Raw genomic sequence first — 24066 nt, forward strand, 5'->3', positions numbered from 1 at the left:
ATATCCGCTTCATCCAAACGCGCTTCCGCATTGCGGAGACGGCCCATGATACGCGCCCAATCGTCTTCCCGCGGTTCTTCGCGCAAGCCGAAAACAGGCAGGCCCAGCCGGTGGGCAATACGCAAGCGAATTTGATCAATGGCCTCAATCTGTGCGCCCACTTCGGGCTGATCGGCAATGCCTTCCATGTAAAAAGAATAGGGCAGTCCCTGCGCTTCTCTTGTTTGAATGGCATTATAATTCAACAAATAGGTTGTCGGATGAAAAATAGCGCCAATATTGCCCAGTGAGGTGGTGGCGGCAATACGATTAAACAGCGCCTGCGGGAAAATCTGGGAAACGGCGGCGGCCTGCTCATCGGTAATATTTCCCTCCAGAGAACTCATCCAGGTGCGTTTGCGCCGTTTGATATATACGCCGCCTGCGATGGATTTGGAGGAATAAGGGGAAGTGGAAAAGCAGACCAAGGGATAATCGTCGCCGAGAATTTCCCAGATATAGGGCGCGGCAATGGTTCGCGGCGGAGAGAGGATCAGCGGAATGCGCCGTTCCAAAATCCCTGCTGCCTTCAATAGCGTTGCTGTTTCTTCTAAATGCTGCGCCGGGTGCGCCACCACAATCAGCTGGGCATGGGCAACGAGTTTGTCTATAGAATGGCCGATCTCGCTCGCTCCAAAAGGAATGAGCCGCGACAGTTCACCGATGGTATTGGGCGGACGTTCCAAATAGATGCCTTGGGCGTCTTGCATGTCGGATACGGCATTTCGGCCATGCTTCGTATCGCGGGCATAGCCGTAAACAGTCAGCCCTTTCGACAAGAAGTCCGCCAAAAAAGCGCCGCCCGATTGGGTGCTCACCCCGTAGATTCCTATAGGAAGGGTCGTCATGGTCATCGTATTGCCGTGCTTTGCGTCAAATGGGCAAGCAGCAGCCGCATGATGCCCCTCAGGGCAGGATCGCTTTGCTCCAGAATGGTTTCTATTTCGTAGATACCGGGCTGCGGGTCATCGACGGTGTAGTTAGTAAGGCAATAGCTGCCTGTATGCATTTCAAACCATTCATTCATGAGTTGCACCGCCTCTTCCATCGATCGTGACCCGTCAAAGAGTTTCGACAAAAAGAGCTTTAGATTGAGGCGGTAGTGGGCGCTTGCATAGAGGGCTTCACTCGGCAGGATGATCTCCGTTCCGCTGTCCAATGAACCCATTAAATCACGATACAGGAGTTCCACATAGTTGAAGCCCAAGGAGGCTTGGAAATAGATGGACAGCCATGGACGCATATTAACTTCTATCACTTTCCAAGCGCCGGACTTTCGATCCTTCATGAATTCGATGCCGAGAAAACCACGCCAGCGCAGCGCTTTCGCCACGCGCCGGGTAATAGGCAACAACTCCGGTTTATAACAAAAACAGCTCGCATAGCCTGTACCGTAGGGCTTGGGAAATTCTTCAAGTTTATGCTGTCCCGAGAAGCAGCGCACCTCATGATCTTTGTCCGAGTAGACGTAACAGGATATTTCTTCGTCGAGACGGGTGAATTCAATTTTTTCTTGAACGACAAGATCATAGCCTGCCGCCAATTCTTGATTGAGGTGAATGCGCAGCTCCGTTTTGTTTGCACATTCGATAGCCTTGTTTTGTCCGTGGCTGCTCTGAAAGGAATTGGTGATATCTTTAAGGGCAGGTTTATAGACACAAGGGAAAGTAATTTCTTCCAAGATGGTGTCAATGTGACTGACGTCGGTGCAGGAAAGGCTTTTCGGTGTGTCAATGTCGTTGGCGACCCACAATTCCGCCTGATTAAATTTGTGCATCTTATCCAGACAAGAGCTTTCGAAGGCGGCACCGCCCATCTGTAAGAAATAGGGCGCCAAGGTGTCGAAGTGTTGTTGGATAAAGACCTGCGACGTGTCGCTGGTCGGGATGAGCATTAATTTTTGACCATATCGCTGCTGTGCAAGATCACCCAACTCTTGGAGTGCTGCAATGGCGCCTTCGCCGTCTTCTGCCGGATTAGGGATGGTAACGGGGTCTTTAAAATAAGTGGAATGTTCGGAAATCCATGGTCCGGCATTTTTCCAAGTAAAGATGACCGGTATGACCGGTATCCCTGCAATACCACAGCAGCGCAGCATATCGAGAAAACAATGGTCGCTGGAGCGGATTACAACAATCGGTATTTTTTTATCTAGATTATCCATAAGGATTGATTTCGCCCATTATCACTGCGCTGGTAGAAAGATAGGTCTGAAGCTATCATCTGTCCTTTTCGGGAAGTGGTTTATAGCCTATATAAATTGGGAGGTCCATGGTGTTATGCCCTACGGAGTCTGGAATTATTTTCGGCAATGCCTTGTGACGCCTCCCGCAACACATCAAAGAATACTGAAGATCGGACACTTTTATCAAGTGTACCGAATTTATGGGCAGTCCTCTGAATGAGAAGCTCGCGCTTTCCCATCATCCTTGCAATCGTTCCAGCCGTTCCTTTTCAGTAAGAGGCGTCTTGCTGTCAGGGGCATAGACATCAAAAAAACCGTAGGCAGCCGGCTGGGTGACAAAAGGCGGATAGGGATAGTTGGGATGGACGAGTCCGGGGGCGGACATATATTGTTTTTCCACGGCGCGTTTCAGCACGGTGGGATTTGCCAAGGCACTAAGATCCATGGTATCCGCTGCCGCATTGGGATCCAAGGCGGCAATCTGTTTCAGGAGATAGCGCGCTTCGCGAAGCAGGTCTTCCCGTCGGTCGACGACGACTTCATCCTCTTTATAGGGCAGCAGCACCTCTTTGTTTTGTGCGAAGACCCGTGCAGCGCGGCGCACAATTTGAGAACTCTCGATAATATCATCAGCAGTAGCGGCGTGGGAAGCTTCACAATAGCTGACAAGATGAATCATGTGTGGCGCTAGGATCATTTGGAGCAAGGTTGCACGAGCGAGTTGTAAGCGGGAGGTCTCCGGATCAGGCACGAAATACTCAATGCCCGTACGGGTTTCGCGCCAGACCTGTGCAGTTCCTTTGAAAGCGTCAATGAGTTGGAGTGCGGCCGTCATTTTCGCGAGATCGGCAAAGTCGCCCGTTTCTACAGGCTTGTTCAATTGGAACTGGAAGATCATGTCCGCCACGCTGCAGCGATTCATGACCGCCGTTATCAGGGCGTAATCGGTGACGATAATGGTGTCATGCGCCCAACGGGATGACCAATGGTTGGGATCGTTCATTTCGACGGGGATCCCTTTTTGCGCCAGAACCTGCACCGCCGCTATATGTTCATGGAGCGATTCTTCGAGGGACATATCGCCCCGTCCATCCAGTTCATTGAACCAAAATAGAGGAATCGCTTGGTGTGCGCCGATGAGCATGCCCGTTTGGAGGCAGGTTTCGATAAATTCGGTAATGCCTGCCACATGGGCATAGGGTTTGATGGAGGGGTAGTTGCCGCGCCGTGTTGCTTCAAAGAGCTGCCTGAGATCATCGGCATCTTTATAGGGCACGCCGCCGTCATTTTTCTTGTTCTGAAAGGCCTCGGGATTCCCAAAATACCGTTGGGAGAGATCCGATGAGCCCAGCGAGATTTCGTCAATGACTCGTGCCTCGGCAAGGGTTTTGATGCCTTCCACGGTGGCATCGATAGTGTTCGACGGCACACCGTAATGGGTGCGCAGGAGCGGTAAGGTCGATTCGCTCATGCGCGTTGGTAAATGACGTTGCGCCGCAGAGCCGGGAATCGGCAAAGGACTTTCATCGCGATACAATTCCCCTTCCAGCACATAGTGCGCCATTTGATCCAGTTCCGGTATCCCTTTGGGGAACAACTCACTGCGCAATGTTTCCAAGATGGAGGCGCGCAGATCATCATGGATATCGAAGTAATCTAGAACCCCTTCCATGCGTTCAAAAGGGGAGAGGGTTTGTGAGAAGAGGGATAGAGACACCGGGAAACTGGCGGCGCTGCTTCGCACGCGTGCTATGGTTTCGGGCAGTGCTGCAAATCCGAACTTGCGCGGCAGGGAAGCCGATTGAAAAAGCATGCCTTGGGTCTTCAGGATATGCAGGGTGGAGGCGAGGGCGTCAACGCCCTTTTCGGGGGACATGCGATAACTCAAACCAATATGGGAGGGATTGACCTCTTTGATGGCATGGAGCAAGGGTTCAAGGTTGGGCGATGGGGGAAGGATCAGGCATTGGATGCCGGCACGCTTGGCGATGCGCTGCACCTTAAACAACCCTTCCGTATGGGGATCATTCGCTAAGCTTGCCCCAACAAAGACTTTTGGCATGTTCCAATACCTCAGCGCCGTTTAACATCGTTTCGTGTACAGCGTGGGAGGAATTATCGTTGCCGCGCTATGATCGTTGAACGGCTTTTGAAAATAAAAGCTTCCATAGTGTTTCTATTCATGAACCCTACTCATGCTACGATAGGGCTTTATACAAATGCAAATTTACGCGGGCCGATGCAAGGTTGAAATGCAAGCCGTCCCCAAAAAGAGGGGGGCTTTGTTCAACAGTCCCTCAATTTTATATGATGAAGCTGAATTCAGCGATTCATGATATAGGCAGGGCGGCGAATATAGGAAAGGAATTCAATGAAAAAGATTCTTGTAACGGGAGGAGCCGGCTTCATAGGCTCCGCGTTTGTACGCTATCAGCTGCGGCAATACCCGGACATTCAGGTGGTGGTCTTGGATAAGCTCTGTTATTCGGGAAACTTAGATAATCTCAAAGAGGCGGATTCGCAGCGCTATGAATTTATTCAGGGCGATGTGGCCGATCTGCAAGCGGTGGAGGCCGCCCTCGCCGGCTGTGATGGTGTGGTTCATTTTGCGGCGGAAAGCCACGTGGACCGCAGCTTGCAAGGCGCCTCCGATTTCATTCACACCAATGTGGCGGGGGTTAATACGCTCCTAGCCGCTTGTCAGAAATTAGAGACGGCGCGGATCTTGCTCGTCTCTACCGATGAGGTTTACGGCAGCGTTGAAGAAGGGTCTTCAGTAGAGTCTATGCCGCTCCATCCGCGCAATCCCTATTCTGCAAGTAAAGCAGCGGGCGAACTCTTCGGCCGCGCCTATTATGAGTCCTACGGATTGCCCATTGTCATCACACGAGGCTCCAATACCTACGGGCCTTACCAATATCCGGAAAAGGTGCTGCCCTTGTTCATCACCAACGCCATTGACGGCGAGCCCTTGCCTTTATACGGCGACGGCATGAACGTGCGGGACTGGCTCTTTGTGGATGATCATTGTTCGGGCATCGATTGCGCTTTTCGACAGGGCGCGCCGGGAGAAGCGTATAACGTTGCGGGCAGCAACGAAAAACCAAATATCGAGCTCACCTATAAAGTGCTGGAGCTCTTGGACGCGCCTGAATCCTTGATCAAGCCCGTACAGGATCGGGCAGGTCATGATCGCCGCTATTCCATTGATGATATGAAACTGCGCGGCTTGGGCTGGTCGCCTCAAATGGAGTGGCAAGCGGGCATGGCGTATACGGTAAAATGGTATCAGGAGAATGAATGGTGGTGGCGCAAGATTAAAAGCGGCGAATTTAAAGAATATTATGAGCGCATGTATCGGCCTCTTCTGGAAGGAGGCGGCACATCTGGCTCGGGAGAAGAGGCATGAAAGGTATCGTCCTTGCGGGAGGCGCCGGTTCCAGGCTTCATCCCTTAACGGTGTCGGTCAGCAAACAATTGCTGCCCGTTTACGACAAACCCATGATTTACTATCCGCTGAGCATGCTGATGATGGCACAGATCCGCGAGGTGCTGCTTATCTCCACACCTCACGATTTACCCGCCTTTAAACGGCTTTTGGGTGATGGCGCTCAATTTGGTATGAGCCTTTCTTATGCGGAACAGCCTGAGCCCGAAGGCTTGGCGCAGGCTTTTCTGATCGGTGCTGACTTTTGCGCAGGCGAGCCTGTCGCGCTCGTATTAGGCGATAATATTTTCTACGGCAATAGCATGAGCGGGCTCCTCCGCGATGCGGCACAACTGACTGAGGGCGCGCTGATCTTCGCCTATTACGTAAAAGATCCCGAACGTTACGGCGTCATTGAATTCGACGAGAATCACAAGGCAGTGAGTCTGGAAGAGAAGCCGAAACAGCCCAAAAGTAATTTCGCGGTGCCGGGTCTGTATTTTTACGGACCTGACGTGGTGGACTTGGCGCGCCGTTTGAAGCCCAGCGCCCGGGGCGAGTTGGAGATCACCGACTTGAACCGCCTTTACATGGAGCAGGGCAGGCTAAGCGTGAAAACCTTGGGCCGCGGTGTGGCATGGTTGGATACGGGCACGAACCGAACGCTCATGGACGCGGGCATGTTCATCCAAGCCATTGAAGAGCGGCAAGGATTGAAAATTGCGTGCCTGGAGGAGTTGGCGTGGCGCAACGGATGGATCGGCAAGGAGCACATCAAAGAGGCAGTGGCACGGATGGGACGGAGCGCCTACGCCGCCTATTTACAATGGCTCATTGATAACGAAAAACAGTCCTTCTAAAAAAGGCTTAGTCCGCGGTGAGCCCTGAGCCCAAGAGGGTGACGGTAAAGCCCGCCTCACGCCAATTATCATGGTTGAGGGCGTTGCGCGTATCGTAGAGGATTCGTTGGCGCATGCCTTGGGCTGCTTGCTTCGGATCAAGGGCTTTGAACTCCTTGTGATCAGTGAGCAACACAACTACATCCGCCCCTTCCAGACAGGCAGCGAGCGTTGTCTGCGCGCAAGGCGCCTGCTTTACATGGGGATCATAGCACTGCACAAAGAGCCCTTCTTCTTCCAAAGCTGCGGCAATCTTCAGCGACGGACTTTCCCGAATATCATCGACATCTGCTTTGTAGGCGAGTCCGAGCAATGCGGCCTTGGCATCCTTTTGTCCTTTGACCAGTCTTTTGACCGTATCAACAACATGACCCGGCATGGCATCGTTGCGGCTGCGCGCCGTTTGGATAAGTGCAGTTTCTTGAGGCGCCGCTTCCACGAGAAACCAAGGATCAACGGCGATACAATGACCGCCTACGCCCGGCCCTGCTTGGTGTACATGTACGCGGGGATGCAGGTTGGCGAGCCGTGCCACTTCCCAGAAATCTATGCCCAAGTTTTCGCATAGACAGGCGGCTTCATTGGCGAGGGCAATGTTGACGTCACGAAAAGTGTTTTCCATGAGCTTGATCATCTCGGCGGCCGTGGCGGAGGTTTGTTTGATCGCGCCCTTCACGAAAATACGATAGACCTCCTGCGCCATGGCGGTGCTTTTCGGATCCATACCGCCGACGATGCGGTCATTTTCGACCAGCTCACGGATGATCTTCCCGGGCAGGACCCGTTCGGGGCAGTAGGCGAGGAAAATATCTTCACCAATGGTAAAGCCCGCTTCCGTAAACAAGGGAGCTAAGAGATCGCGGCAGGTCCCGGGGGGCGAAGTGGATTCCAAGACCACGAGGTTGCCGGGGCGCAGATGGGGCAATAGGGAGCGTACGGCAGCGACAACGAGGGACATATCCGCCTTATGGGCGTCGGTGAGCGGCGTGGGCACAGCGATGATAAAGACATTGGCTTCTTCCGGGCTCATGGCGGCGCGAAGCTTGCCCGATTCCACGGCGGCGCGCACCATGTCGGGTAAACCGGGTTCTTCAATGTGGATCTTACCGGCGTTGATGGTGTCCACCACCTCCCGGCGTACATCCACACCGAGAACGGAAACGCCTGCAGATGCGATCATAGCGGCTGTGGGCAATCCAATGTATCCCAGACCCAATACACACACAGTATTCATGAAACTTTGTCCTTCCGGTCGACGCGATAATTTTGACGGAAACAGGGCAAGGCGGCGGCGCATATACGTGGTGATCTGCAGCGCTCTCCACAGGGCTATCATTGGAGCGCAGTCCACAGATCGAATGGGTTAGGGAAAGAAACAGTTATTTTCCCTTCCAAGCCGCTGCCGTAATCCGTTCTTGTAAAAACAGGGTAAGTATACTATACTTTAGCCAGCCTTGAAAAGGATATCTTGACCGGCGGCACGTGCCTTTTTATGGCAGCGCTCCATTCGGGAGGCTGTTGTTCGAAGGCTGCCCAAGGAGCTGCTTTAACGATAAGTCACTACACACTCTATGAACGCTTCCATTATCATAGCCGTTTATAATCGGCGAGAAGAACTGCGTGAATGCCTTGAAGCCCTCACGCCCGCAGCCTTGGAGGCGTGGAAGGCGGAAGTACTCGTCATTGATGACGGCTCCACCGACGGCACGGCCGAAATGGTGGCGCGGGACTTTCCCCACGTGCGCCGTCTGAAGACACCGGGGCGCATGGGCCCTACGGGCGCGCGGAATTTGGCGGCTGCGGAAGCGAAATCTCCGTTACTCATCTTTCTCGATTCTGATGCCGTGCCTGAAGCCCCATGGCTGGAGGAGATGACCGCCCATGACGATGGTAAGACCGTATTAATCGGTGAAATTCTAGACTATCACAGTCTTAAGCTCCAATACGGGCCGCGGCGCTCCACCTTCATCGGTAAAAGTCTGCCTTGCAAGCCTGAGCGTGCGAATGTTGGGCCTTCGTGTAATCTCGCCATTCCTGCCGCTGCGTTTAAAGAGTTGGGCGGATTTTGGGAGGAAATACCCTTTGGCTTCGAAGACAGCTTTTTGTGTATCAACGCCCGGGCCCAAGGCATGGCTTTTCGTTATCTCGAAAAGGCTGTCGTGCGGCATAAAGGGAAAAAGGAGCGCGTGGGGGATACCATAAGGGTAACAGAGCATAACGGCGTTTATGCCATGCTCCATTTTTACAGAGGCTCGTTTTGGAAGCAGCTCTTCTTTACCATCGCCAATGGGGCGTGGCTCTTTACGCGTTGTATCCTGTGGACGACGCAGGGGAAAGCTGCCGATGCGCGGCAGCTGTGGCAGGGCTGGACAAGCGCCTACAAACGCTATTATTTTCCCGCTTCGACAGCGGAAAAACAGGAGCTTCCCTAAATAGAAGAAGGACTCCATGTAGATCATGGAGCCCTTCGTAAACATTCAGTCGATGGGTCGGCGATTAATCGCAGAGTTCGAAGACGCCTGCAGCGCCCATACCGCCGCCGATGCACATGGTTTCTAATCCCCATTTCACGCCGCGCCGTTTCATCTCATAAATCAGCTGAGTGGCAAGTTTCGCGCCGGTGGCGCCAAGAGGGTGACCCAAAGCAATGGCGCCGCCGTTGACATTGACAATGGAACGATCCCAATTGTAATGTTTCGCCACGTAGAGCGTTTGTGAGGCAAAGGCTTCATTGCATTCAATCAAACCGATATCGGTCATGGTGATGCCCGCTTGTTTGAGGGCAGCGTCAATGGCGGGAATCTGCGCCGGGCCGAGATAACCGGGATCGCCGGCACCGACGGCATAGCCTCGCAGCCGTGCCATTGGTTTCAGACCCAGTTCTTTCACAACTTCGCCGCTCGCCAGAAGGGTCGCCGCTGCGCCGCAGCGCGTTTGACTGGAGTTCCCTGCCGTGGCAATACCTTTACTGCCCGGTCCTGCGAAGGCGGGACGCAACTTGGCAAGCCCTTCCATGGTCGTGCCCGGACGGGGGCCTTCATCGGTGTCGAAGACGAAGTCTTTGCCCTGTAGATTTTTCAAATGAAGCGGGACAATCTCGTCTTTGAAGGTTCCGTTGGCAATGGCTTGGAGCGCCCGTTCATTGCTCATGACGCCCCATTCATCACATTCTTCACGGGTAATATTGAAATCTTTGCCCATGTTGTCGGCACATTGCCCCATGCCGGTATAGGCGCGGGGATTGCTCGCGACTAGAGAGGGGTTGGGCATGAGTTTATTGCCGCCCATGGGGATGAGGCTCATGGATTCGACGCCGCCCGCAATGGCAACATTTAACAAACCCGTTTCAATCTTAGCACCGACGATAGCCATGGTTTCGAGGCCGGAGGAACAGAAACGGTTGACCGTCTCGCCGGGAATGGTGTCGGGCAGCCCGGCGATAAGCAAGGCAAGGCGGCCTACATTCATGCCTGATTCGGCTTCGGGGAAGGCGCAGCCCAGGACGCAATCTTCAATCTTTTCCGCAGCTATGCCAGAGCGTTTTACGACTTCTGCGATAACCGCTGCAGCCAAATCATCAGGGCGCACATGGGCGATGGCACTGCCCGCTCTCGAGCGGCCCACTGCCGTACGAACAGCAGAAACGACATATACATTTTCCATGTTTGATATCTCCTTTAGTTGCGCAGCGGTTTGCCGCTTGCCAGCATGTTTTGAATCCGTGCCTGTGTTTTTTCCGTGCCGCACAAGCTTACAAAGGCTTCGCATTCCAGATCGAGGAAATCCTCTTCGGTCATGGGGGTCCCTGCAGCGCGATTACCGCCGCAAAGCACATTGGCAAGATGGTTGCTGATCAGCACGTCATGTTCGCTCGCCCAGCCCGCTTCTTTCATGCCCCACAAACCGGCGGCAAAGGCGGCCTTGGCGCTGTCACCTAAAGCATAGAGCCGCGGTTTGCGCGGAGCCGTGTAGCCGGCGACAACCATGCCCAGACATACGGATTTGGCTTTTTGAATCTGATGATCGTAGTTGGGCAGCACAATATCGCTCGTCCGGAAATAGCCCAATTCGATGACTTCAGCGCCGCTCGTGCCTACCTTGGCCGTGGCGATATTTTCAAAAGCACGGCGCACGAAGGGGAAAGCATCGTTGGGCTGGATGTTAGCAGGCATGTATTCCAAGGCACGCACAAGCAGTTCCGTGGTGCCGCCGCCAGCGGGGATGACGCCCACACCTACTTCCACGAGACCGGCATAGGTTTCACCAGCAAGCACCACCTTATCGGTGTGTTGGCAGATTTCGACTCCGCCGCCAAAGGTGTAATGGTGGGGCGCTGCAACGACAGGGGCACCACAATATTTCATGCGCATGCCGATGCCCTGTAACCCGCGCACCATATCCTCCAAACCTTTCCAGTTCTCTTGCATAGCATCGCCGAGAACGAGCATGAGGTTGGCACCGGCGCAGAAGTGGGGCCCTTGATTGCCCACCACCATGCCTTCAAATTTGCCGGCTTCAAGCAAGTCAACGCCTTTATTCAAGGCAGCGACAATGTCAGGGCCGATGGCGTTCATTTTGCAATGGAATTCCACACACAAGATACCGTCGCCAAGATCAATTAAACTGGCTTCATCCAGCTTTTCAATCACCTTGGTGGGATCGGCTTTAATATTGATCAATTTCACTTCGTTCGGATTCTTGGGAATGGGACGGTAGGATTTGGTGGCAAGATCGAAAAACATGGATACGCCATTTTCTGTCTTGTAAAAGGATTTTCCGCCCGATTCCTTCAGGGCTTGGGCGATGGGGGGCAGGGCGATGCCTTCCGCGGCCATACGCTCACAAACGGCGTCAAAGCCGAGAATATCCCACGTCTCGAAAATACCGACATCCCAAGCGAAACCCCATTTACAAGCATTATCCAGATTCACAATGTCATCGGTAATTTCAGGGATACGGTTGCCCGCGTATTGTGCCAATTCAGCGAAGAATTTAAAAAGGAACTTAGAGCCTTCATCCTCGCCAAAGTGCATGATTTTAAGTTTATCGGCTAGGCTTCCCGCACTCCGTGCCGCACCGGTACAAGCGAAGCGCGGTTTTATAGGGGCGCGATAGTCCAAGGTGTTCGGATCCAAACCCAAGATGACCCGTTTTCCTTTTTCATCGCGTTCTTTCGTGGCTTTATAGAAGCCCGAGCCCGATTTATTGCCGAAATAGCCTTTTTCGATCATCTGATCGAACCAAGCGGGGCCGGTCATCAGGTCGCGGCGTTCGTCGTTGGGGCAGCCGTTATAGACATTGGCAACTACCTTCTGCAAGGTGTCTAGTCCAACAAGATCAGCGGTGCGGAAAGTAGCGGAACTGGCATGACCGATGGCAGGACCGGTCAAGGCGTCGACTTCCTCAACACTTAATCCTGCCTTGACCATTTCATGCATTAAATACTGCATGGCAAAGGTGATGATACGGTTGGCGACAAAGTTAGGCGTATCTTTGGCGTAAACAATGCCTTTGCCTAAAACGTTTTCGCCGAAAGCGCCCACTTCCTTGACTACTTCAGGGCTGGTCTTGGCCGTGGGAATCACTTCCAGGAGCTTCAAGTAACGGGGTGGATTGAAGAAGTGGGTGCCTAAAAAATGCTGAGCCATTTCCTCGGGCATATCTTCAGCCATCGCGGAAATAAGAATGCCGCTCGTGTTGGAACTGACGACGCTGCCCGCTTTGCGGTACTTCGCGACTTCTGCAAAAATCTTCTTTTTGATGTCCAGCCGCTCGATCACCACTTCGATGATCATGTCGCAATCGGAAATTTTCGGCATGTCATCCTCGAAGTTGCCTATCTCAATCATATCGAGATAGGACTTTACATAGAGAGGCGCAGGTTTGGCTTTGAGCAACGCCGCCCGCGCACCCGCGGCGATGGCGTTCCGTTTAGCCTGGTTGGTTTTGTCCGCCTCAGACAAATTGGGGGGTACAATATCGAGCATTAAACTGGGTATTCCGCAATTTGCAAGATGACCGGCAATGGCGGCTCCCATAACGCCCGAACCCAATACTGCGACACGTTTTATTTCCCTCATGGCATACAATCTCCTTTATTCTTTGACTCGCAACATGGGCCTTACAATGTATACTTAACGGTCGTTAAGTAAATCTATAGTACATCATTTAAAGGGCAACTTCAACTATTTACAACAACTAATTTTGAAGACATAAAATAAGTTCCCACAAAAGACTGTTCAAGTAAACAAAAACTAAAGGGTCTTGTTCCCGAAGCGCCGATAAGGTACCATATGGCTATAGTGCTTGTTTCGGCGGAAGACGTCGGCACCGCTGCCCGTGAAATTTGGCGTGGGTACCGCGTCCGCCGGCTTCAGCACTCATGGCTCCTCCGACGCCAAAACCCTTGAAACAACAACAATAGAAGGCATTTATATGGCGCGTTTTATTCACATTACTGACCTGCATTTCTGGAGCATTGTACGCAATCCGTTGCGCCTCATGAATAAGCGATTCTTAGGCAATTTGAATCTTGCCTTGCGCCGCCACCGCCATTTACACATCCATCGTGCCCAATCCTTTCTGGATACACTCAGCGCCATGGATGTGGACGCTGTGTTTGTGGGCGGTGATTTAACTTCCACCGCAACGGACGAAGAATTCCAACAGGCGGCGCAGTTTTTAGATCAAGTGGCATCCCGTTGTCCCGCCCTTTATGTAGTACCCGGCAATCATGATTGCTATACCTTCGAAGCGCAGCGCAAAGGACGGTTTCAAGGCTATTGCGGGAAATATGCGCCGCTTACCGATACTCCGCTTTTGAGCGAACTCACGGCAACGTGCGCCCTCTTGCAGATTCCCACCGTACGCCCGAATCTTATCTCCTCTCGTGGGTATATAGGACAGCAGACAATGAAGGCGACGGCGGAATTGCTTGAATCTGTGACTGCAGAGCAGATGATTGTGCTTGCCCATTATCCCGTGCTTAATCGCACGTTAAACTATCAATCTGATTATGGCAGGCGCTTGGGAGGCGGTGCGGCACTGCGGCGGCTCTTGGGCGAATCAGGCAGAGACCTCCACTACCTCGCCGGTCATGTACACGTGTTCAGCCATTCCTCTGATCCGCTTTATCCTTCCTTGACCCACATCACGACGAGCGCCCTCTTTTATGAAAGCGCCAAGCGCAGCGCGGGCTTCACCGAGTTGGTGGTGGATGAGGGCGGTATTCGAGTCTATCCGTGGCACTATGCCGATGATTGGCATCGCGGAGCGGAATCCCTGCCTGAAGCGGGTACGTCTTAAAAAGAAATGAAGGCTTTATAGCGCTTTAGGCGTGAGCGTCCAGCGGTTGCCGTCACGGACGATGGTCATGACCTCTTCCATGGTTGCAGCATCCAGCGATCCGCTTTCCTTGCTCCACGGACATTGAACGACGGGTGTCCTGCCTGTTTCCGATTCAATAATTACTTCCTTGGTTTCGCCGCCGCTCCGTGTTGCAGATACGAGGAACGCCCCTTCGCCGCGCAAGGTGGTGAAGGCGGCTTCCGACCAATGCTTGGGCACGGCAGGAAAAACACAGAGGATACCCGTATGGCTTTGAAGCAGCATTTCATTAAGTCCTGCGGCAAAGGCGAAATTACCTTCAAGTGTAAAGGGGCGATAGGTGAAGTTGCTATAACCTTTGCCCGATTGATCGCCGTTGCAATGGAAACTGTTGCGTAAGACAAAGGCTTCTGCGAAAGTGTTCAGCGCCTCTGCCGCCGTATCGCCCGCCTGCGCGCGTGCGGCAATGGATGCCAACCAAGAAAAACTGTAGCCTGTCCAGGCACGGGAGCCGTGGCGCAGCAGATCCTTCAAGGTGGCCCGTACGGTTCGTTCCTGATCTACACCCTGGCTGCGGTCTACGAGTCCCAGCGGATGTATCGCCATGGCATGGGAAAAATGACGGTGCGATTCTTTCAAGGGATAGTCCGCAGCGATAAGAAGCGCCCCTGATTTCGCCAGTGCGAGGGGCGGCATTGTGTCTAAAACTTCCAGCCAGTGTTCCGCTTCTTGTGTTTTGTCCAGTTCCAAGGCAAGCTCAGCGGTTTTTTCAAAGACCCAGCGGATGAGCGCGTTATCGTAGTTGGTCATGGTTGGGAACCACGCGTCGGGTTTGTTGTCGTTGATTTCCGGCGATGAGCTGAGCGGCAATCGTCTGTACCCGTCTGCGTCCCGTTCATGGGTTACCTTTTCTAAAAAGACAGCGCTCGCTTCGAGCCAGGGGTAGGCGCGTTCTTCCAAGAACTGAGGGTCGCGGCTATATTGCCAGTGCAAATAAAAATGGTGGGCAAGCCATGCGCCTGTTGTGGAGGAATGGGTATACTGACGCCAGCCGCCGATTTGACGCAAACGCAAGTCCGTAGTCATGGCGACATTCAAGCCGGGCATGTGGAAGAACCGTTCTGTCCACGCCTCGGCATTGCCCTTGTTTTCCCACAGCCAATCAAGAAAGCCCAGCCCCTCTTCCAGCCGGTTACCGCTGTAACAGGGCCAATAACTTAATTGGGTGTTTAGGTCGTGATGGTAGTCGCCTTTCCATGGCGGCAGCTTTCCATCATCAGCGGTCCAGGGACCTTGAAGCGTGATGGGCGGCGCAGCGCGTCGTGCCGCAGCACCAAACTTGTACATTTCTAAATACCATTGCTTTTCAATGCGGGGATTCGGTACAGCGATGCGGCCTTTGCCCCAGTACTCTTGCCACCACGTTTCATGACTGCCGCGCAGTGCCTCCCGATTGTCGAGAGCATGACGGACCCGGTCATGGGCGCGCTGCAGAGGATCACCTTCTTCAAAAGCGGAGGCGATGCTCCATGCCGCGAGAATGCCTGTGTCTGTGTTGCGCCATTCCAAAGAAACGGCAAAAGAGAAATCCTCATAACCTTGCTGGCGGTAGGAAAGGTGATTTGGTGTTGAAGAGACTTCCGGCGCCGCATATTCCAATTGGGCGAGACTGCCCATGACAAAGCCTTCGGAAGTTTTCTTTTCGCGTTCACCGGAAAAGTCGGGTGCTTTTAAGGAAAATCCCGCTTCTGTGGTGCCTAGGATTTCGATAAAACCGACCGCCTCTTCGGCATGAATCCACGTGCGTACTTGAACGTCGTCCCCTAAGCTGATCTGTGATTCTCCAACAGCAATATCCAAGTTTCCTTCAAGAAAGGGGAGCGCTGCGGGAAAGGTAATTTCGATTCTGCCCGCAGGAATTTTTGTCGGTGCCGGACGATGATAAGGATCATCGTAAAGTGCCTTTAGCGCATCGTAGCGCCCTTCCTTTTCCCACTGTCGCATGGTGTCGTAGGAATAGTCTTCAGAATAGTATTCGGGAACAAGGCGCAGATCCCACAAATCGGTACGGTCCAAGGAGATGTTTAAAGGCGCGCCGTCGCCCCAAACCAATGCACCGAGGATGCCGTTGCCGAGCGGGAAGGCTTCATCCCAGACCTGCGCCGGCTCGGTATAGTGTAGACCGTGTGCCTCGTTCGGCAGCGAATCAATGGTGGAAAACAGCATGAAGCTGCTCATGAGAGCGCAGAAAAGCATCATTGTCTTATCCTTCTTCCAATTCTTTAGGGTTGCGCATTAACGCGACGGCATCGTCATAACTGATACGGTTTTCAAGATACAGCGTTTTAAGGCTGCGGTCCATGGTCGTCATGCCCACCTTCGCGCTCGTTTCCAAAATACTGTAAATTTGATGAGTTTTATTTTCACGTATCAAATTGGCAATAGCTTGGTTGTTGCGTAAGACTTCATAGGCAAGTATGCGCTGCTTCTTCTCTTTATGGGGTAAGAGCCGTTGTGAAATCACCGCCAACAAGGTAAGAGACAATTGGAATCGGATTTGTTGTTGTTGGATGGCGGGGAATACGTCGGTTATGCGGTCTACGGCTTGGATAGCGTCATTGGTATGGAGCGTCGCAAAAATGAGGTGGCCCGTTTCAGCCGCTGTGAGTGCCGCCTGAATGGTTTCGATATCGCGCATCTCACCAATCAAAATGACATCCGGGTCTTGTCTCAACACATACTTCAACGCACTGGAAAAGCTGTGCGTGTCATTGCCCACCTCACGCTGATCCACAATACTGCGTCGGTGGGGGTGCAGATATTCAATGGGATCTTCAATCGTGAGGATATGACAGGCACGGTGGGTGTTGATCAGATCAATAAGGGATGCTAAGGTGGTGGTTTTACCGCTTCCTGTCGGACCTGTCACCATGACGAGCCCTTGTTTATATTTCGCCAAGTCGGCAATGTGGTCAGGTAAACCGAGTTCCGAAAGACTGGGGATTTCTTCAGGGATAGGGCGCAGTGCCGCCGTGACCGCCCCCTTCTGGTAGTAGGTATTTACGCGGAAACGATGACCGTCGCTTGAGGCGAGGGAAAAATCCAACTCCTTATATTTCTCAAAGGTGAGCTGCTGCTCTTTCGTTAAAAAACTGTAAATGAGCGTTTGCGTTTGTTCCGACGTCAATGCATTTGTCTTTTGACGGTAAAGTTGACCGTTAATCCGTAAAATAGGGGGGGCATTGGCGCTGATTATTAAATCGGAGGCATTCTCACGGCGAACAAGATCAAACAGACTCTGTATATTCATCGTTCCCTTTCGGAATTACAGCGAAAGACGGCGATAACCGGTGATTACACTGTGTCGTTTACACACTCGAAATCCATTTACAAACTTATACGAATAGCCCAGACCCTATTAGGATATCAGATTGTATACGCGTGTTGCTATGACTTCTTTTTGAACCTGCGAACACAGGGAGGGGATACAAAACAAATTGTCCACCATTCCTCGGTGGCGGCGACGGCGAAGAGTTCCAGTGACCGGTTCAGACCTCATGAGTCGCAGCAGGGCGGCACAAGCCATAAACAGGCAAGCAGTGCGAAGCACAAAGAACTGAATGAAGGTGCGTCACGGGTTATACTCATAGTCTTCAAAATCCTCTGACTTTGATTCTCGGGGAGGGGATTGAGTACACTGAATACGATGTTAGACGTCCCCTTTTAACCATTCCTTTAAGTTCAAAAAAGAGAAATATGTCAACTCCCCGAATATAAATAACCAATGATGACGGTATACGCGCGCCGGGGCTGCGCTATTTACAAGAGGCTATGTCCAAATTAGGCGAGGTCTTTGTCTATGCGCCCGATCGTGAACGAAGCGCCACAAGCCACGCCGTCAGTCTCCATTCACCCTTACGTGTTACGGAAGTACGGCCCCGCTCCTTTGCCGTGGATGGCACGCCTGCGGACTGTGTTATTCTTGCTGTCCGCAAACTATTGGGTTTCAAACCGGATCTGGTCGTTGCGGGTATTAATCCCGGCGCGAATTTAGGCGACGATGTGACCTATTCCGGCACTGTTGCCGGAGCCTATGAGGGAATGCTTTGGGGCGTTCCTTCCATTGCCGTTTCTCTCGTATCCTTTGATGCCTGTCACTACGAAACCGCTCAATGGGCGGCGGAAACGATCGCCTCTTTTGTACTCGAAAAAGGGTTGCCCGCAGATGTGATGCTTAATGTAAATCTGCCTGATCTCCCCCTTGATAGGATCTCGGGCATTGAGGTCACGTCCTTGGGCCGCCGCAATTATCATGATGAAATCGTAGAACGTAAAGATCCGCGTTCGGGCACCTATTATTGGATCGGAGGTTCTGAGCCGGGACATTACAAGTCGCCGGGCTCCGACTTCGAAGCTATCGGTGAAAATCGCGTCAGTGTGACCCCCCTCCGGCGTGACAGTACGCAGCACGATTTTTTGGATAGGCTGCGCCACGATCTCAGCGTCTCGGTTGATCATGACCCCAAAGTGACTGCACTCCAGTAAGTGACCGTAGCCCGCGCTGCCGCGTTTTCCATACAGTGCTTCTTTCTACACGAGAATGGTGATATCCATGCAGGATGAGCAATCGCCAACAGAGAATCCTTCGCCGAGGGACAATGATAACGGCGTGCCCGGATGGCTTCGCCGTGCTTATTCCCTGCTCTTTTATTTGGGGCTTGCCCCCTTGGTATTTTGGCTTATTCCGAAAAAACGTTCTTCTTATGAAGGAGTTCATCTTTACCAAGCACTGACCTTATGGGGGGCGGCGGTTTCAATTGTTCTGCTCTTACTGAGTCTTGTGCTTCTCTATTCTTTACTCATCATTCAGGACTCCTCGTGGGCAGATACCCGACTTTGGGAAGTACGTATACTCGGGCTGGGACGCAAATCTTTTCTGGTCTGGGCGGTCTTTTGGATCTATGGCTTGTGGCGATGCCTGCGCGGGTCCTCAGTTCCCGTTCCTTTCCTAGCGTGGCTGTCAAAGCGCATTTCATTTCGCTATTTCAGCGCCATAACGGGAACGCTCGCATGGGCGCTCCTGCTTATCCTTCTTCCCTTCGCTTTTTATGCCGATCACCAAGTCTCCACAACGCCTGAATCAGGAAAAGTCATGCTCCTTTACGACGATCTGGATCTTTTCCCGAGGCCGCTTTTTTCCCTCGCCATGTATCCTGTCATACGGGAGACGCAACGCCGCTGGGGGGCGGGCAGTGCTGTACTGCTGCCTCTATCCCATGATACCGTCAATGAAGCCTTGTCCTATGGGAAATTCGTTTTTATTGGTTCTCACGGCGTCGCTGAAGGACTGCTTTTGCGTGACGGTTATTTCCGACCCGAAGATGTTTCCCTGCCCCAAGCCCATGACGCATTACAATATGTTTATCTCGCAGGCTGCGACAGCGGGGCAGCCCGAAAAGAATGGGAGGCCGTGTTAGATCCGGCTGTTGTAAAAACCTTTGATCGGAAAACGCCGACTTTGGAACACGTCCTTTGGTTGTGGACAGAGGGACCGCGACTCGTGCGTGCATTACATTAAAAAGGCCGCCCTGTTCTTTATTTCAAATTCAGCACATCCTGCATGTCATATAAGCCCGGAGCTGCGGCTGCTGCAAAGATTGCCGCTCGCAGAGCGCCCCGAGCAAAATTATCGCGGCTATGCGCTTTGTGGGTGAGTTCTATCCGTTCACCGCAGCCGATAAAGGACACCGTGTGTTCTCCGACTACATCGCCGCCTCGTAGGGCATGCACGCCGATTTGACGTTCCGGTCTGGCACCTACCATCCCTTCCCGCCCAAAGACAGCATCAGCGGGATAATCGAGACCCATGCCCGCTGCGGCCTGTTCTGCAAGCCGTATGGCGGTGCCGCTGGGGCTATCCTTCTTTTGGTTGTGGTGGATTTCCGTAATCTCGACATTATAATCCAAGCCCAGTTGCTTTGCAGTTTCCATAGTGAGTTTGAACAGCAAATTGACGCCTATGCTCATGTTGGGCGCGTAGACGATAGGGATCGCAGCGGCATATTCCTGCAGTTGTGCCACTTGTTCGGGGGAGAGTCCTGTTGTCCCCACAACGGCGGCCCGTTCCAAACGCCATGCCGTCTCCACATTGGTCAGGCACGCCTCGGCATGGGAGAAGTCAATCAGCACATGGGCATTCGCCATTTCGATATCTACGGAAGCACCAAGAAATTGTTGATAGCTATTCCCTTTGGTATCGAACAATTGGATTCCTTCTCCCGAACAGGAGGGTAAATCAAAAGCGCCGGCAATTTCCAGGTCTTTGTTTTGAAAGGCCAACTCTAAAATACGGCGCCCCATGCGGCCGCAAGCGCCTGCTACACATATTTTAACCATCAATAATTCTCCTCATTGCGTATTAGTTCAGCGCGTGGAGTGCCCAATCGATATCGTAACCCGTATCGGATAAGGCAAGCACAATCTCCTGCAGATTTTCATAGCTGCTCAGCAGGCTGTCCACGTCGGGAACGGATGTTCTATTGAATGCCGCCAAATGCGTCAAAAATAACAGGAACATGACCCGTTCAAATTCTTCTTTGTTAATCCAGCGTTTCTGTGCATAACGGTGTACCATCAAAAGGCGGCGCATTTCTTCGTTCTCGAAAAAATCATATAATAAGGAACCCCATATTTCCGTGTCCAGTTGGAGCAGCTTGCCGCGGTGGGCGAGACATTGACTCAGGGCATGGGCGTCTTGTTGGGCGCGCCATCCATCGCCTGAAGTCACCGTGAAAGCCTCGGTGACAGGCTTGATCAAAAGCCAGTCGCTCATCCACGTGTGCGCCAACTTCTCAGCAGCATGAAGGGGATCGTCGGAGGCGGATTCATCTGCCGACGCCTTCGAATGTTCCGCTTCCGCAGCCTTGGAGGAGAGCCGTGTTTCCGCCAAACGGCGGAGGATACAAAAGACAAGAGGCAATTGCCAAAAGCGGAGTTTCTCATCCGGTGACGCGTGTGTGCCGGGCACATAAGCGGCGAGATAATCGGTCACTGCTTCCGGCAAGGGCAGCTTGATTGCGTTGCGCGACCATTGTAACACGCTGCGCAAATCGTCATTCAACTTTTCGGTGAGATTGTCGGACACGCCTGCCTCACCTGTAAACTGATTAACACCATCCAGGAAGGCTTCCAGTTTTTCTTGCCACGGCCCTAAGATATGTGCTTCCTCTTCCGTTTCCATAACATGACGCAGCATATCAGCACACATAAAAGCTCGGAAAGGATCGAGTATCCCTTCCAAACGCAATTCCAGATAAGCTTCATCAACACTTGGGACGCCGGTTCCTGCCAATTTGCCGTGGAGACGTCCCCAAGAATTATCCTGATCCCGTAATTGTCGCACTACGAAAAAGACTTTGCTTTCATAGGCATGCAATTCAAGATTTAATCCGACTTGATGCAGGCTTTCGCAATGATGCAAATATTCCAGTCCCGAGTGTACATCACGCCAGATCACATAGGCGCTTCGGTCCGTGTCGAGGTGAAGGGACTCCGCCAGCGTAGCGTGGCGCAGGATCGTTTCATCGCCCCGACCCTCATTAATCGCCGTGGAACGGTGCAACGTCCCGAGAGTCGTTGTATAGGCGTTGTTGTACACTACAAAAGCGTGTTCGTCGTGGTTGTGGTTGGAATAGGCGATCACATTTTCGTCCACCCAACCCTCCGCTACGGTGAAATCATAGAAAGCGAATTGCGCAGCGCCGCTGAATACATAGCGTTTCCTTGCCAAGGGGAAGATGTCGCGTTCATGGCGTTGGACGAAGTCCCGGTCAGCCTGTTCCTCTTTATAGGCACGGCGGTATTCCATGCCGTATTTTTCCGTCAAGCCCTCTATCTGACCATGTCCGAACATGGGCAGTCCCGGCAGGGTTACCAAGAGCGTTGCTACGCCAAAATATTTATCACCTTTGCCAAATTGGGCAATCGCGGTATCTTCATCAGGGTTATTCATGAAATTAACAAAGCGCTGCAGCACGGCAGGGCTGAATTCAAGAACATTTTTTATAGTCTGCCGAAATTTGCCGTTGTCCTCCATTTTCAACATGTTCATAAATGCACTGTTGTAGACGCGGTGCATGCCCAATGTTCGCACGAAATAGCCTTCCATGAGCCAGAAAGCTTCGGCGAGCAAGAGCGTGTCCGGCGCTTCCGCCGCCACACGATCCACCACTTCACGCCAAAACTCGTGGGGAAAGAGACGGTCGAATTCAGCACGATCCATGCTAAAGGCGGCACGGGAAGGGATGGCGCCGGCATCGCCCGCTTTCGGGAACCACAAGCGTTGATAATGTTTTTTCGCCAGGGTCATGGCAGCATCAAAACGAATGACAGGAAAACGGCGCGCCACCTCTAATATGGTTTGAATTACCGCTTCCCGCGTGTCTTCGCGCATAAAATCCAGTTGGGCAGTGTCATTCCACGGCATACTGGTACCGTCGTTGCCGTGATAAATAAAGCGTTCTTTTCCTGTGTGGCGATCCACATGTTTGAAAACCACGGCGGCATCTTGATGGGACCAATAACCGTCTTCAATGAAAATACCCACCCGTCCGTCTTCAGAAAGATCGGGCCCGTCGAAACGATAGGCAGGGTAGGGGGGAGCATCCAATTGTAAAAAGCGTTCCGGATGATCAGTGATCCATTTGGAATAGATGCCCATGTGGTTGGGTACCATGTCGCCGGCAAGGCGAATGCCCCGTTGGCGCGCCCGTTGGGTCAATTCTTGCAAGGCATGCTCACCGCCTAAATCGGCGGATATGGTGTAGTCATAGAGACTATAGGCGGAGGCGGCGGCTTCGGGATTGCCCATCCGCTGTTTGATATTTTGGGATGCCGGGCTCCGTTCCCATACGCCAATAAGCCAGAGCGCATTGATGCCCCAGCTAGCAAGTTGATCCAGTTCTTCATCCGGTATATCGCTCAAGAGACGTAGGTGTCGGTTGTATTTCTTCGACAGCTGATCAAGCCATACGTAAGCCAATTTTGCCAGCAGTACGACGTTGGGCATCCAGTCTTCATCGCGAGAAAAAGCCTCCGGCTCGGCATAGGCGGCATCATCAAAATAATGGGCAGGAATGGGGCCGGGGCCTGTGCCGCGGAAAAAACTTTCTTCCCGCATAACTCCTTGGATGAGGATCCAGCCTTCAATCAGGCTCGCGGGAAGCAAATCCCGATAGCGGTTGATCAGATAATTGAGCTGCCCTTCTAAAGAATCGGGACACCGACGTATGGGCTCCCTCAGGATATCGAAAAGGGTCATCTTGAGAGCAGGTGAAAGGGGCTGTACATCGAACCACCTTTCAAAAGATTGGATAAAACGATAGAGAGGCACTTGCTTTTGCAGTACTTCATCATCGAAAAGGGGCACGTATCGTTTTAATGCAGGGTTTTCATGGTCCACCCGCAAAATAAACATTTCTAAAAGGGTGTACTTAATATGAGCCCATTCGTTGGTAACGCCGTCTTTATAATCTTGGCGAGACTGCTGCTCTTCTATAATACTGCGGGGCGGATAATAATCGATAAAGCCGTTTAAAACATCATCCCAATTTTCTAGACCCAAGTCTCTTTTTACATGTCCTATTCCACCATCCAAGGTGTCGGGATATTCTGTTTTTGTGTATAAGGTCAAAAGAAAGCGATAGATCTCGTGGAGCAGCATGATGCCCATGAGCTCCCCCGAGCGTAAAGCTTTCATCCCTTTGTCTTGGGCCGCAAGACGGTCATTGTACTGATGCGCCAATAATTGCGCGTACTGACTGCGCGATACGGCGGCGTCGTGAGACCGTAAAGGGAAGAGTGCGTTTTTGCTATAAAGAGCCGTTGCCTCTTTATGTAACGAGAGTCCGAAAGGAAAATAAAATTCATTCTCTTCGCGAGTCGTTATGTTGGACATAAGCTTCTTTCACTCATTTATAGTGTTCTTTACTGTATCATTTATAACAGGATTTTGGGGACTGTGAAAGGCATTCTAAAAACAAGCCATTCACGGCTGTTGATTCTCAATGGATTGGTTATCGGATCGCATCGCTTCCCATAGATCCTGCCCATACAGTCCTTGCTATGGCTATAGTCTATCACACCACCTTATCCTTAGTCGCAAGAACAGGAACACCGCGTCGATAGGGTTT

The 24066-nt window shown here is 52.3% G+C and carries 15 protein-coding genes and 1 pseudogene; 6 read left to right on the forward strand and 10 right to left on the reverse strand.

Features of this window, described 5'->3' with window-relative positions:
* The 3 genes from GX117_03805 to GX117_03815 all read right to left on the reverse strand — a co-directional run.
* The coding region (locus tag GX117_03805) for a hypothetical protein (GenBank protein ID NLO32468.1) at positions 1 to 893 on the reverse strand (893 nt) is incomplete at its 3' end.
* Entirely contained in the window at positions 890 to 2203 is a 1314-nt protein-coding gene (locus tag GX117_03810) for a hypothetical protein (GenBank protein NLO32469.1), read from the reverse strand. The genes GX117_03810 and GX117_03805, both read right to left, overlap by 4 nt.
* Positions 2204 to 2462: 259 nt before the next feature.
* Positions 2463 to 4286, reverse strand: a complete 1824-nt coding sequence (locus GX117_03815) for a hypothetical protein (protein NLO32470.1) — start codon at positions 4284 to 4286, stop codon at positions 2463 to 2465.
* A 309-nt stretch (positions 4287 to 4595) separates the two neighbouring features.
* On the opposite strand from GX117_03815, the gene rfbB reads away from it, so the two are divergent.
* Entirely contained in the window at positions 4596 to 5633 is a 1038-nt protein-coding gene (gene rfbB / locus GX117_03820; protein ID NLO32471.1) for a dTDP-glucose 4,6-dehydratase, read from the forward strand.
* Positions 5630 to 6511, forward strand: coding sequence for a glucose-1-phosphate thymidylyltransferase RfbA (rfbA, locus tag GX117_03825; protein NLO32472.1), 882 nt, complete (start codon positions 5630 to 5632; stop codon positions 6509 to 6511). Before rfbB ends, rfbA begins: the two co-directional genes overlap by 4 nt.
* Before the next feature lie 7 nt (positions 6512 to 6518).
* Here the strand turns inward: rfbA and GX117_03830 are convergent, their stop codons facing one another.
* Positions 6519 to 7784, reverse strand: coding sequence for a nucleotide sugar dehydrogenase (locus tag GX117_03830; GenBank protein NLO32473.1), 1266 nt, complete (start codon positions 7782 to 7784; stop codon positions 6519 to 6521).
* A gap of 337 nt (positions 7785 to 8121) precedes the next feature.
* Between GX117_03830 and GX117_03835 the strand changes: the two genes are divergently transcribed.
* Positions 8122 to 8982 carry a glycosyltransferase gene (locus GX117_03835; protein ID NLO32474.1) on the forward strand — a complete coding sequence of 287 codons (861 nt, stop codon included), beginning with the start codon at positions 8122 to 8124 and terminating at the stop codon, positions 8980 to 8982.
* 64 nt (positions 8983 to 9046) lie between these two features.
* Here the strand turns inward: GX117_03835 and GX117_03840 are convergent, their stop codons facing one another.
* Positions 9047 to 10213: a thiolase family protein gene (locus GX117_03840; protein ID NLO32475.1), complete on the reverse strand. Its 1167-nt coding sequence runs from the start codon at positions 10211 to 10213 to the stop codon at positions 9047 to 9049.
* Between the two features lie 14 nt (positions 10214 to 10227).
* On the reverse strand, positions 10228 to 12630 hold the full coding sequence (locus GX117_03845) for a 3-hydroxyacyl-CoA dehydrogenase/enoyl-CoA hydratase family protein (GenBank protein NLO32476.1): 2403 nt from the start codon (positions 12628 to 12630) through the stop codon (positions 10228 to 10230).
* Positions 12631 to 12889: 259 nt separating this feature from the next.
* Here GX117_03845 and GX117_03850 point away from each other — a divergent pair, with 259 nt between their 5' ends.
* Positions 12890 to 13855 (forward strand): metallophosphoesterase, encoded by a 966-nt coding sequence (locus tag GX117_03850; GenBank protein NLO32477.1) that lies wholly within the window; start codon positions 12890 to 12892, stop codon positions 13853 to 13855.
* A 15-nt stretch (positions 13856 to 13870) separates the two neighbouring features.
* Here GX117_03850 and GX117_03855 read toward each other — a convergent pair whose 3' ends face one another.
* Positions 13871 to 16135: a hypothetical protein gene (locus tag GX117_03855; protein ID NLO32478.1), complete on the reverse strand. Its 2265-nt coding sequence runs from the start codon at positions 16133 to 16135 to the stop codon at positions 13871 to 13873.
* A 4-nt stretch (positions 16136 to 16139) separates the two neighbouring features.
* A complete protein-coding gene (locus GX117_03860) occupies positions 16140 to 17186 on the reverse strand; it encodes a type IV pilus twitching motility protein PilT (protein ID NLO32479.1) in 1047 nt (348 codons plus the stop codon).
* A gap of 446 nt (positions 17187 to 17632) precedes the next feature.
* On the opposite strand from GX117_03860, the pseudogene surE reads away from it, so the two are divergent.
* Both surE and GX117_03870 read left to right on the forward strand, forming a co-directional pair.
* A pseudogene (gene surE / locus GX117_03865) lies at positions 17633 to 18421 on the forward strand (5'/3'-nucleotidase SurE).
* A gap of 67 nt (positions 18422 to 18488) precedes the next feature.
* Positions 18489 to 19454: a hypothetical protein gene (locus GX117_03870; protein NLO32480.1), complete on the forward strand. Its 966-nt coding sequence runs from the start codon at positions 18489 to 18491 to the stop codon at positions 19452 to 19454.
* Between the two features lie 17 nt (positions 19455 to 19471).
* On the opposite strand, the gene GX117_03875 is transcribed toward GX117_03870, so the two are convergent.
* Together GX117_03875 and GX117_03880 are read right to left on the reverse strand one after the other, a co-directional pair.
* A complete protein-coding gene (locus GX117_03875) occupies positions 19472 to 20272 on the reverse strand; it encodes a 4-hydroxy-tetrahydrodipicolinate reductase (protein ID NLO32481.1) in 801 nt (266 codons plus the stop codon).
* Between the two features lie 22 nt (positions 20273 to 20294).
* Entirely contained in the window at positions 20295 to 23831 is a 3537-nt protein-coding gene (locus GX117_03880; protein NLO32482.1) for an alpha-amylase, read from the reverse strand.
* Between the last annotated feature and the right edge of the window lie 235 nt (positions 23832 to 24066).

The organism is Candidatus Hydrogenedentota bacterium, from assembly GCA_012523015.1.
Taxonomy (GTDB): domain Bacteria; phylum Hydrogenedentota; class Hydrogenedentia; order Hydrogenedentales; family CAITNO01; genus JAAYBJ01.

Coding starts and splice junctions, on each gene's coding strand:
- GX117_03875 (NLO32481.1), bottom strand. CDS start 20,272: ATGGTTAAAATATGTGTAGCAGGCGCTTGCGGCCGCATGGGGCGCCGT.
- rfbB (NLO32471.1), top strand. CDS start 4,596: ATGAAAAAGATTCTTGTAACGGGAGGAGCCGGCTTCATAGGCTCCGCG.
- GX117_03855 (NLO32478.1), bottom strand. CDS start 16,135: ATGATGCTTTTCTGCGCTCTCATGAGCAGCTTCATGCTGTTTTCCACC.
- GX117_03870 (NLO32480.1), top strand. CDS start 18,489: ATGCAGGATGAGCAATCGCCAACAGAGAATCCTTCGCCGAGGGACAAT.
- GX117_03880 (NLO32482.1), bottom strand. CDS start 23,831: ATGTCCAACATAACGACTCGCGAAGAGAATGAATTTTATTTTCCTTTC.
- GX117_03815 (NLO32470.1), bottom strand. CDS start 4,286: ATGCCAAAAGTCTTTGTTGGGGCAAGCTTAGCGAATGATCCCCATACG.
- GX117_03830 (NLO32473.1), bottom strand. CDS start 7,784: ATGAATACTGTGTGTGTATTGGGTCTGGGATACATTGGATTGCCCACA.
- GX117_03840 (NLO32475.1), bottom strand. CDS start 10,213: ATGGAAAATGTATATGTCGTTTCTGCTGTTCGTACGGCAGTGGGCCGC.
- GX117_03860 (NLO32479.1), bottom strand. CDS start 17,186: ATGAATATACAGAGTCTGTTTGATCTTGTTCGCCGTGAGAATGCCTCC.
- GX117_03810 (NLO32469.1), bottom strand. CDS start 2,203: ATGGATAATCTAGATAAAAAAATACCGATTGTTGTAATCCGCTCCAGC.
- GX117_03835 (NLO32474.1), top strand. CDS start 8,122: ATGAACGCTTCCATTATCATAGCCGTTTATAATCGGCGAGAAGAACTG.
- GX117_03845 (NLO32476.1), bottom strand. CDS start 12,630: ATGAGGGAAATAAAACGTGTCGCAGTATTGGGTTCGGGCGTTATGGGA.
- rfbA (NLO32472.1), top strand. CDS start 5,630: ATGAAAGGTATCGTCCTTGCGGGAGGCGCCGGTTCCAGGCTTCATCCC.